The 11,107-nt window shown below is 71.9% G+C and carries 7 protein-coding genes; 6 read left to right on the top strand and 1 reads right to left on the bottom strand.

The genetic code is table 11. The features are described 5' to 3' along the window. Positions 1-9: 9 nt before the first annotated feature. The 3 genes from ACFUEL_RS25290 to ACFUEL_RS25280 are packed head-to-tail and all read left to right on the top strand — an operon-like array spanning position 10 to position 3,462. Positions 10-942: a carbohydrate ABC transporter permease gene (locus ACFUEL_RS25290; protein WP_380239048.1), complete on the top strand. Its 933-nt coding sequence runs from the start codon at positions 10-12 to the stop codon at positions 940-942. 2 nt (positions 943-944) lie between these two features. Beyond that, positions 945-1,832 carry a carbohydrate ABC transporter permease gene (locus ACFUEL_RS25285; RefSeq protein WP_380239047.1) on the top strand — a complete coding sequence of 296 codons (888 nt, stop codon included), beginning with the start codon at positions 945-947 and terminating at the stop codon, positions 1,830-1,832. Between the two features lie 55 nt (positions 1,833-1,887). Next, positions 1,888-3,462: a glycoside hydrolase family 13 protein gene (locus tag ACFUEL_RS25280; RefSeq protein ID WP_380239046.1), complete on the top strand. Its 1,575-nt coding sequence runs from the start codon at positions 1,888-1,890 to the stop codon at positions 3,460-3,462. A gap of 106 nt (positions 3,463-3,568) precedes the next feature. Here ACFUEL_RS25280 and ACFUEL_RS25275 read toward each other — a convergent pair whose 3' ends face one another. After that, positions 3,569-4,681, bottom strand: a complete 1,113-nt coding sequence (locus tag ACFUEL_RS25275) for a hypothetical protein (protein WP_380239045.1) — start codon at positions 4,679-4,681, stop codon at positions 3,569-3,571. 146 nt (positions 4,682-4,827) lie between these two features. On the opposite strand from ACFUEL_RS25275, the gene metH reads away from it, so the two are divergent. The 3 genes from metH to ACFUEL_RS25260 all read left to right on the top strand — a co-directional run. Then, positions 4,828-8,331 (top strand): methionine synthase, encoded by a 3,504-nt coding sequence (metH, locus tag ACFUEL_RS25270; protein ID WP_380239044.1) that lies wholly within the window; start codon positions 4,828-4,830, stop codon positions 8,329-8,331. 167 nt (positions 8,332-8,498) lie between these two features. Continuing rightward, a complete protein-coding gene (locus tag ACFUEL_RS25265) occupies positions 8,499-9,203 on the top strand; it encodes an HAD family hydrolase (RefSeq protein WP_380239043.1) in 705 nt (234 codons plus the stop codon). Between the two features lie 341 nt (positions 9,204-9,544). Next, the coding region (locus ACFUEL_RS25260) for an ABC transporter substrate-binding protein (protein ID WP_380239042.1) at positions 9,545-11,107 on the top strand (1,563 nt) is incomplete at its 3' end.

Genomic DNA, 11,107 nt, shown 5'->3' with positions numbered 1-11,107 from the left:
GCCACCACACTGACCCGCGGGCGGCCCGGAGCCGAAGAGGCCCGCACCCGCGCCCCGCGGGCGGGCGGCCACCTGCGCCGCGCCCTCGCCCGGAACCTCCGCGCCCACGCCTTCCTGATCGGCGCCCTGCTCTGCTTCGCGCTGTTCACCTGGTACCCGATGGTCCGTGAGATCGTCATGTCGTTCCAGAAGGTCCGCTACGGCGAGACCCACTGGGTCGGGCTCGACAACTTCCGGCAGATCTTCGCCGACCCCGAGTTCTGGCCCGCCTGGCGCAACACCCTCGAGTTCACCGGCATCGCCCTGTTCTTCGGCTTCGTGGCGCCGTTCGTCACCGCCATCGTGATCAACGAGTTCCGGCACGCCCAGAGCTACCTGCGGATCCTGGTCTACCTGCCCGTGATGCTGCCCCCGGTCGCGGGCATCCTGCTGTTCAAGTACTTCATGGACCCCGGCTACGGCCTGTTCAACCAGATCCTCGAGTTCCTGCACCTGCCCACCTCGTCCTGGCTGGCCTCGCAGGACACCGCGATGCTCTCCCTGGTGATCGTCTCCACCTGGGCCAACATGGGCAGCGCCACCCTGGTCTACCTGGCCGCCCTGCAGAGCATCCCCGGCGAGCTCTACGAGGCCGCCGAACTCGACGGCGCCGGCCTGCTGCGCCGCGTCTGGCACGTCACCGTGCCGCAGACCCGCCTGATCCTCTCCCTGATGCTGATGCTGCAGGTGGTCGCCACCATGCAGATGTTCACCGAGTCCTTCGTCCTGACCGGCGGCGGACCGCAGGGATCGACCACCACCGTGGTCTACATGCTCTACAACTACGCGTTCAACTTCGACAAGTTCAACACCGCGGCCGCACTGGGCGTCGTCCTGCTGCTGGTACTCGGCGTCTTCTCGGCCCTTTACCTGTGGCTGGAGCGCCGGGGCGGGGAGGAGTGACGATGAGCAAGCCCGTCCACAGCGGAACCCGCACCCTGATCTCCCCGGTCCGGCTCAACCAGCCCGGCGGCCGCCGGATCTACCGGATCGTGCTCGGCATCACCCTGGTCGTCTCCACGGTCGTCTTCATCGGCCCGCTGTACTGGATGGCCACCGGCGGCTTCAAGTCCTCCCAGGAACTGGTCCGCACCCCGCCGACGCTCGTCCCCGAGCACCCCAGCACGCACGCCTTCACCGAGGCGTGGGACCGGCTCGGCATGGGCCAGCTGCTGCTGAACACCGTCGTGTACGCGGGCGGCGCCCTGCTGCTGCAGCTGATCTTCTGCGTCGCCGCCGCGTACTCGCTCTCCAAGCTGCGCCCGATCTTCGGCAACGTCGTCCTCGGCATGATGCTGGCCTCGATGATGATCCCGGCCGCCGCCCTGGTGATCCCGCAGTACCTGACGGTGCTCGACCTGCCGCTGATCCACGTGAACCTGATGAACACCCCGTGGGTGATCTGGCTGCCCACCGTGGCCAACGCGTTCAACGTCTTCCTGCTCAAGCGGTTCTTCGACTCGATCCCCAACGAGCTGCTCGACGCGGCCTCCATCGACGGGGCGGGCCCGCTGCGTACGCTGTGGTCGGTGATCCTGCCGCTGTCGCGGCCGATCCTCGGCGTGGTGTCGATCTTCGGCCTGGTCGCGGTCTGGAAGGACTTCCTGTGGCCGCTGATCACCGTGCCCGAGCACGAGACGCTCAACGTCGGCGTCAACACCGCGGCCACCTCGATGCCGCAGAACACCCTGATCGCGGGCCTCTTCCTGGCCTCGGTCCCGACCATCGCCCTGTTCCTGGTCTTCCAGCGCAACATCATGGCCGGCCTCACCGCGGGCAGCCTCAAGGGCTGAGGCCCGCGAACCGGCGAGCCCCAGGTCCAACAACTTCTGAAAGGAAACCCTGACCGTGTCAGAGCAGTGGTGGCGGAACGCGGCGATCTACCAGGTGTACCCGCGCAGTTTCGCCGACGGCAACGGCGACGGCATCGGGGACCTCGCCGGAGTGCGGGCGAAGCTGCCGTACCTCGCCGAACTCGGCGTGGACGCCATCTGGTTCAACCCCTGGTACCCCTCCCCGATGGCCGACGGCGGCTACGACGTCGCCGACTACCGGGACGTCGACCCGGTGTTCGGCACCCTCCAGGACGCCGAGAAGCTGATCGCCGAAGCGGGCGAGCACGGCATCCGCACCATCGTGGACATCGTCCCCAACCACGTGTCCGACCGGCACCCGTGGTTCCGGGCCGCCCTGGCGGCCGCCCCCGGCAGCCCCGAACGGGAGCTGTTCCACTTCCGCGAGGGCCGCGGCGAACACGGCGAACTGCCGCCCAACAACTGGAAGTCGGAGTTCGGCGGCTGCCCCTGGACCAGGATCGACGACGGCCAGTGGTACCTCCACCTGTTCGCCGCCGCCCAGCCCGACCTGAACTGGGACCACCCGCGGGTCCGCCGCGAGCACGAGGAGATCCTGCGGTTCTGGTTCGACCGCGGCGCGGCCGGCGTCCGGATCGACTCGGCCGGCCTGCTCGCCAAGGACGCCGCCCTGCCCGACCTCGTCCCCGGCGCCCACCCGCACCCCTACCTCGACCGCGACGACCTGCACGACATCTACCGCTCCTGGCGGGCCATCGCCGACTCCTACGAGCACCCGCGCGTCCTGATCGGCGAGATCTGGGTGCCCGACACCGAGCGCTTCGCCCGCTACCTGCGCCCGGACGAGATGCACACCGCGTTCAACTTCGACTTCCTGGCCCGCCCCTGGGACGCCGGGCAACTGCGCGAGTCGATCGACGCCACCCTCGCCGCGCACGCCCCGGTCGGCGCCCCCGCCACCTGGGTGCTCTGCAACCACGACGTCACCCGCACCGTCACCCGCTACGGCCGCGCCGACACCCGCTTCGCCTTCGACGCCAAGGCGTTCGGCACCCCCACCGACCTCGCCCTCGGCCTGCGCCGGGCCCGGGCCGCCGCCCTGCTGACCCTGGCCCTGCCCGGCTCCCTCTACCTCTACCAGGGCGAGGAGCTCGGCCTGCCCGAGGTCGAGGACCTGCCGCTGGACCGGCTCCAGGACCCGATGCACTTCCGCTCCGGCGGCACCGACCCCGGCCGCGACGGCTGCCGCGTCCCGCTGCCCTGGACCGGCCCCGAGCAGCCCTTCGGCTTCTCCCCGGACGGCGCGAAGGAACCCTGGCTCCCGCAGCCCGCCGACTGGGCGCACCTCACCGTCGAGGCCCAGAGCGGCGACCCGGCCTCCATGCTGACCCTCTACCGCGAGGGCATCCGCATCCGCCGGGAACTGCGCGGCGGGTTCGGCTGGCTCCCGGACGCCCCCGAGGGCGTCCTCGCCTTCCGCCGCGGCGACGTCCGCTGCCTGGTCAACCTCTCCGCCTCGCCGCTCCCGCTCGACGGCGAGGTCCTCCTCGCCTCCGGCCCCCTGCCGGACGGCCTGCTCCCCACCGACACGGCGGTCTGGCTCCGGTAGGGGAGGACCCGGAGACGCACCACGGGGAAGCGCACCGCCAGGGGCGCGGGGAACCGCACGGCCGACCGCGCCGTCCCCCGCGCCCCTGGTCCTCCGTTCCCCCTCCTCAGTCGCACCAGCCCTCGCGGTACGCCGCCCAGTGGTCCGGCGTCGCCGCGAAGTCCACGTACAGGGCGAGGCCGAAGTTGCGCCGACCGCCCGCGCCGAGGCCCAGCCGCGCTCCGCGGACCGCCGCGCGGACGGTCTCGGCGTCGCCCCGGTGCGCGGACGTGTCCGCCCAGTACGCGGGCAGGCCCATCAGCAGGTCGACGCCCGGCGGGGTGTTGGCCAGGGCCAGCGAGGTCTGCCGGGCGACGTAGCCGCCGTACAGCGACTCGACCGGCATCGCGGTGTCGTAGGACATCACCGCGACCTGGTCGACCCGCCGGGCGGCCGCCGCGAAGTACCCGGCGGACCAGTACTTGCCGTGGTGGCTGAGCGCGAAGGTGACCCGGCCCAGCCCCGGGACGGGGTCGATCTGCGGGGCGGCGATGGACAGCGGCACCGCGCGGGCCGCGGTCAGCGCGTGCACCTGGTCGAGCAGGGCGAGGAAGCCGGGCGAGCCGGAGTGCACCGGCTCCAGGTCGAAGTGGACGCCGTCGAAGCCCAGGTCGAGGACCTGCCGCGCGGAGGCGGTGATCCGGTCCCGGACGTCGGCGCGGTCCAGGTGCAGGCCGTCCTTCTCGGGCGCCACCACGTCCCCCAGCCAGGACTGGATCCGCACCCCGGGCATCGCCGCGTGCGCCCGGAGAAGGAAGTCCGCCGCGCCGGGGGCCAGCGCCGGGTCGAGCGAGCCGTCGTGCTCCAGCGGCCCGGTGTGCACGTACAGGTCGTGGATGCCGGTGCTGCGCACCTTCGCGGCCAGCGCGGTCAGCTCCTCCGGGGTGCGCCGCCCGTCGACCCAGGCGTGGCCGAGCCAGATCGCGTCCCGGCCGCGGGTGCGGGCGTCCGCGGCCGGCTCCCCGGCGTACTCCCAGCGCAGCGCCGCGGCCGCACCGAGCACCGGCAGCACCAGCAGGGCGAGGGCGGTGCCGAGCGCGGTCAGTACGCGCCGGCGCCGGCTCCAGCGGGCGCGCTCCCGCCAGCGGCGGCGCGCCCAGGCGGGCAGTGTCCGCCATTCGGACGCGCGCAGGGCGTGCCGGACGCGCTTCCACCGGCTCTGCTCCCCAGAGATGGGCATGATCGTGCTCCCTTCCGGTGGACAAGGACGCCCAGGATGCGGAACGGGTTCCGTCCGCACCCCGGGGGACCGATACCCTGGCGGGGTGCGCCCCCGGTCCCGGCGGGACGCATAGCCGACAGCCGTCGCACTCAGGGAGCAGCCACATGGCCACCGTTGTACCCACGTCCGCCCAGCAGGACCGCGCCGACGCCCTGCGAGAGGCCCTCGCCACCCGAGTCGTGGTGGCAGACGGGGCGATGGGCACGATGCTCCAGGCGCAGGACCCGTCGATGGAGGACTTCCAGCAGCTGGAGGGCTGCAACGAGGTCCTGAACGTCACCCGCCCCGACATCGTGCGCTCGGTGCACGAGGCGTACTTCGCGGTCGGCGTGGACTGCGTGGAGACCAACACCTTCGGCGCCAACCACTGGGCGCTGGGCGAGTACGAGATCTCCGACCGGATCTTCGAGCTGTCCGAGGCGGGCGCCCGGATCGCCCGCGAGGTGGCCGACGAGTTCACCGCGAAGGACGGCCGGCTCCGCTGGGTGCTGGGCTCGATGGGCCCGGGGACCAAGCTGCCGACGCTGGGCCACACCACCTTCGAGGTGGTCCGCGAGGGCTTCCGGCAGAACGCGGCGGGCCTGATCGCGGGCGGCGTCGACGCGCTGCTGATCGAGACCAGCCAGGACCTGCTGCAGACCAAGGCGTCGGTGCTGGGCTGCAAGGCCGCGCTGGCGGAGGCGGGCGTGAACCTGCCGGTCCTGGCGCAGATCACCGTCGAGACCACCGGCACCATGCTGCTGGGCTCGGAGACCGGCGCGGCGCTGACCGCGCTGGAGCCGCTCGGCATCGACTTCATCGGCCTGAACTGCGCCACCGGCCCCGAGCAGTACAGCGAGCACCTGCGCTACCTGGCGAAGAACGCGAAGGTCGGCCTGTCCGCGATGCCGAACGCCGGCCTGCCGGTGCTGACCAAGGACGGCTCGCACTACCCGCTCAGCCCGGCGGAGCTCGCCGACGCGCAGGAGGGCTTCGTCCGGGACTACGGCCTGGCCCTGGTCGGCGGCTGCTGCGGCACCACCCCCGAGCACCTGCGGCACCTGGTCGAGCGGGTCCAGGGCCGGCCGCTGACCCCGCGCGACCCGAAGCCGGAGGCGTCCGCCGCCTCGCTCTACCAGTCCGTGCCGTTCCGGCAGGACACCTCCTACCTGGCGATCGGCGAGCGCACCAACGCCAACGGCTCGAAGAAGTTCCGCGAGGCGATGCTCGCCGCGGACTGGCAGACCTGCGTGGAGATCGCCCGCGAGCAGATCCGCGAGGGCGCCCACCTGCTCGACCTGTGCGTCGACTACGTCGGCCGGGACGGCGTCGCGGACATGCGGGAGATCGCCGGCCGGCTGGCCACCGCCTCCACCCTGCCGATCGTGCTGGACTCCACCGAGCCGCCGGTCCTCAAGGCCGGCCTGGAGATGCTCGGCGGCCGCGCGGTGCTGAACTCGGTCAACTACGAGGACGGCGACGGCCCCGACACCCGGTTCGGGAAGATCGCCGCGCTGGCCCGCGAGCACGGCGCCGGCCTGATCGCGCTGACCATCGACGAGCAGGGCCAGGCCCGCACCGCCGAGACCAAGGTCGCCATCGCCGAGCGCCTGATCGACCAGCTCACCACCGAGTACGGCGTCGACGAGGGCTCGATCCTGGTCGACTGCCTGACCTTCACCCTGGCCACCGGCCAGGAGGAGTCCCGCCGCGACGGCATCGAGACCATCGAGGCGATCCGCGAGCTCAAGCGCCGCCGCCCGAACGTGCAGACCACCCTGGGCCTGTCGAACATCTCCTTCGGCCTCAACCCGGCCGCCCGCCAGGTGGTCAACTCGGTCTTCCTGCACGAGTGCGTGGAGGCCGGCCTGGACTCGGCGATCGTGCACGCCGCCAAGATCCTCCCGATGAACCGGATCCCGGAGGACCGCCGGCAGACCGCCCTCGACCTGGTCTACGACCGCCGCTCCGAGGGCTACGACCCGCTGCAGAAGCTGCTCCAGCTGTTCGAGGGCGTCTCCGCCGCCTCCTCCGCCGCCTCCAAGGCCGAGGAGCTGGCCGCCCTCCCGCTGGAGGAGCGCCTGCAGCGCCGGATCATCGACGGCGAGCGCAACGGCCTGGAGGCCGACCTGGACGCCGCGCTGGCCGAGCGCCCCGCGCTGGAGATCATCAACGGCACGCTGCTGTCCGGCATGAAGGTGGTCGGCGAGCTGTTCGGCTCCGGCGAGATGCAGCTGCCCTTCGTGCTGCAGTCCGCCGAGGTGATGAAGGCCGCGGTGGCCCACCTGGAGCCGCACATGGAGAAGTCCGACAGCGGCGGCAAGGGCACCATCGTGCTGGCCACCGTCAAGGGCGACGTCCACGACATCGGCAAGAACCTGGTCGACATCATCCTGTCCAACAACGGCTACAACGTCGTCAACCTGGGCATCAAGCAGCCCGTCTCGGCGATCGTCGAGGCCGCCCAGGAGCACAAGGCCGACGTCATCGGCATGTCCGGCCTGCTGGTCAAGTCCACGGTGATCATGAAGGAGAACCTGGAGGAGCTCAACCAGCGCGCCCTGGCCGCCGACTTCCCGGTCATCCTCGGCGGCGCCGCCCTCACCCGCGCCTACGTCGAGCAGGACCTGCACGAGATCTACCAGGGCGAGGTCCGCTACGCCCGGGACGCCTTCGAGGGCCTGCGGCTGATGGACGCCCTGGTCGGCATCAAGCGCGGCGTCCCCGGCGCCGCCCTGCCCGAGCTGCGCAAGCGCCGGCACGCCCGGGTCGAGGTCGAGGAGCCGGAGGAGGTCAACCTCGGCCAGATCCGCTCCGACGTGGCCGTCGACAACCCCGTCCCGACCCCGCCGTTCTGGGGCGACCGGATCATCAAGGGCGTCCCGTTCCAGGACTACGCCTCCTGGCTGGACGAGGACGCCCTGTTCAAGGGCCAGTGGGGCCTCAAGGGCGGGCGCAGCGGCGGCCCGACGTACGAGGAGCTGGTGGAGACCGAGGGCCGGCCGCGGCTGCGCGGCTGGCTGGACCGCCTGCAGACCGAGGGCTGGCTGGAGCCCGCCGTGGTCTACGGCTACTACCCGGCCAACTCCAAGGGCGACGACCTGATCCTCTACCGCGAGGACGGCTCCGAGCTGACCCGCTTCACCTTCCCCCGCCAGCGCCGCGGCCGCCGCCTGTGCCTGGCCGACTTCTTCCGCCCGGAGGAGTCCGGCGAGCGCGACGTGGTCGGCCTGCAGGTGGTCACCATGGGCAACCGGATCTCCGAGGCCGCCAACGAGCTGTTCGCCGGGAACTCCTACCGCGACTACCTCGAACTGCACGGCCTGTCCGTCCAGTTGGCCGAGGCGCTGGCCGAGTTCTGGCACGCCCGGGTCCGCTACGAGCTGGGCTTCGGCGACGAGGACCCGCAGGACGTGCGGGACATGTTCGCGCTCAAGTACCGCGGCGCGCGCTTCTCGCTCGGCTACGGCGCCTGCCCCGAGCTGGAGGACCGGGCCAAGATCGCCGAGCTGCTCAGGCCCGAGCGGGTCGGCGTGATCCTCTCCGAGGAGTACCAGCTGCACCCCGAGCAGTCCACCGACGCGATCGTGCTGCACCACCCCGAGGCCAAGTACTTCAACGCGAGGTAACCGTTCGACCGGGGATCATCCGTTCGCCGCACCGCCGACCGGTGCAATCCCACCGGGCGGGCGTATTCTTGATGATCCTGAAACGGGCCGGTCCGCGACCAGCGGGCCGGCCCGTGCCATCCCCGGGCGGGTCCGCGCCGGGGCACCCAGCAGGAAGGACGGCGCGCATGACGACGGTCTCGACCCCGGTCCGCATCGGCGGGGACGGCGAGGACAGCGGCCTGCACGCCGTCCTGCTCGACATGGACGGCACCCTGGTCGACACCGAGGACTTCTGGTGGCAGGCCGAGGTCGACCTGTTCGCCGAACTCGGCCACCGGCTCACCGCCGAGGACCGCACCCACGTGGTCGGCGGCCCGATGACCCGGGTCATCGACTACCTGCTGGGCCGCACCGGCGCCACCCTCAGCCCGGCCGAGCTGACCGTGCTGATCAACCAGCGCTTCGTCGACCTGCTGGCCGGCGGCGTCCCGCTGATGCCCGGCGCCGAGCGGCTGCTCAACACCCTGGGCGCGCACGGCATCCCGACCGCGCTGGTCTCCGCCTCGCACCGGCACATCATCGACATCGTGCTGCGCAGCCTGGGCGCCCAGCACTTCGCCTTCACCGTGGCCGGGGACGAGGTCGCCCGCACCAAGCCGCACCCCGACCCCTACCTGGCCGCCGCCGCCCGGCTCGGCGCCGACCCGGCCCGCTGCGTGGTCGTCGAGGACACCCCCACCGGCGTCGCCGCCGCCGAGGCGGCCGGCTGCCCGGTCGTCGCCGTCCCCTCCATCGCCGCCATCGAGCCCGCCCCCGGCCGCCTGGTGCTGCCCTCGCTGGAGCACGTCGACCTGGGCCTGCTGCGCACCCTGGCCGGCGCCCGGGTGTGAGGTTCGTCTCCCTCGCACCCTTTGCCGGTTTCGTTCCGCGTCCGGTGGTATGCGGAACGTGTCCGGCGGCGCGGGCGAAAACGGGCATTGGCTGACAACTCGTCGACTGCCGGGGCAAGGTCCTCCGAACCCCGCGGGGCCGCCCCCCGGACCCTCGGTGACCGTCCGGGGGCGATGTGGCACGCTAAGGCGTCACCAGTCCCCGTGCCGTGCCGCCCGCCCCGGAAACCCGGGAGGACGGGCGCGCGGCCGCAGCAGACCCGTGGCCCCGCCCCACCCCGGCGCCGGGCGGCGGGCCACCGGCGACAGCCGGCCGCACGCAGTGAGGAAGACCACCCCGCATGACGACGCCCAACCGCCTGGCCGTGCTCAGCTGCGCCGCACTCGTCGCCACCACGGCGGCCGGCTGCGCCTCCGTCGAGAAGGCCGCCGGTGGCGGCGGCGACAGCGCCATCACCATGGGCACCACCAACGTGACCAGCGTGCTGGACCCGGCCGGTGCGTACGACGCGGGCTCCTGGCTGATCCTCAACAACACCTTCCAGTCGCTGCTGAGCTTCCCCGCCGGCGCGACCGAGCCGCAGCCCGACGCCGCCGAGTCCTGCCGCTTCACCGGCACCGACGCGCTCACCTACACGTGCACGCTGCGCAGCGGCCTGAAGTTCTCCAACGGGCACCCGCTGACCGCCCAGGACGTCAAGTTCTCCATCGACCGGGTCAAGAAGATCGCCGACCCGTCCGGCCCGAGCCCGCTGCTGTCCACCATCGCCTCGGTGGACACCTCCGGCGACCGCGAGGTCACCTTCCACCTGGAGAGCCCCGACGCGGTGCTCCCGGCCAAGCTGGCCTCCGCGGCCGGGTCGATCGTCGACCACCAGGTCTTCCCGGCCGACGGGCTGCTCGGCAACACCTCCCTGGTCGGCTCCGGGCCGTACCGGATCGACTCGGTCGAGATGAACGGCAAGGCCCCCAGCAAGGTCCAGCTCAGCGCCAACCCGAACTACCGGGGCACCGCCGAGTCGCACAACAGCAAGTTCACCGTGCGGTACTTCGACAAGCCCGCCGAGCTGAAGTCCGCCCTGGACAGCGGCGCCGTCGACCTCACCGACAACAGCCTCGACCCCGCCCAGGCCGCCGAGATCAAGGAGGCGGACCTGGCCGGCACCGGCAACCTCCGGGTCGCCGAGGGCGCCTCCGGCGACACCCGCTACCTGGTGTTCAACACCAAGGACGAGACGGCCGGCAACCAGGCCGTCCGGCAGGCCGCCGCCCAGCTGATCGACCGCAAGGCGATCTCCCAGGAGGTCTACGCGGGCACCGTGCAGCCGCTGTACTCGGTCGTCCCGGCGGGCGTGGCCGGCCACAACACCGCCTTCTTCGACAAGTACGGCGAGCCCGACCCGGCCAAGGCCAAGCGCATCCTGAACAACGCGCACGTCGCCACCCCGGTCAAGCTCACCCTGACCTGGTCCCGGGCCCGGGCCGGCGAGGCCGAACTGGAGGCCGTCAAGAAGGAGTTGGAGAACGGCGGCCTGTTCCGGGTGACCATCGAGCAGGAGCCCGACTGGACGGCCTACCAGGCCGGCTGGAAGAACGGCAGCTACCAGGCGTACACCGTCGGCTGGACCCCGGACTACGCCGACGCCGACGACTACATCAGCCCGCTGGTGGTCGACGGCGGCGCCTACCACAACGGCTGGAACAACCCGCAGATCAGCGACGATCTGGTGCCGGAGTCGATCAAGCTCACCGACCGCACCGGCGGCGGCGCCTACGACCGGATCCAGAACATCCTGGCCGACGCCGTCCCGATGGTCCCGCTGTTCCAGAACAAGTCCTTCTACGTCTACCACCGCGGCATCACCGGCGTGGACGGCACCATGGACACCACCGGCGTGTTCCGC

Origin of the sequence: Kitasatospora sp. NPDC057198, from assembly GCF_042670125.1 — a bacterium.
Lineage (GTDB): Bacteria > Actinomycetota > Actinomycetes > Streptomycetales > Streptomycetaceae > Kitasatospora.
Note: the sequence above shows the minus strand (reverse complement) of the source record. Positions and strands in the feature narration are given on the sequence as shown.

Bases quoted from the DNA above. Each gene is read 5' to 3' on its own strand.
- metH (WP_380239044.1), top strand. From the start codon at position 4,828: ATGGCCACCGTTGTACCCACGTCCGCCCAGCAGGACCGCGCCGACGCC.
- ACFUEL_RS25265 (WP_380239043.1), top strand. From the start codon at position 8,499: ATGACGACGGTCTCGACCCCGGTCCGCATCGGCGGGGACGGCGAGGAC.
- ACFUEL_RS25285 (WP_380239047.1), top strand. From the start codon at position 945: ATGAGCAAGCCCGTCCACAGCGGAACCCGCACCCTGATCTCCCCGGTC.
- ACFUEL_RS25275 (WP_380239045.1), bottom strand. From the start codon at position 4,681: ATGCCCATCTCTGGGGAGCAGAGCCGGTGGAAGCGCGTCCGGCACGCC.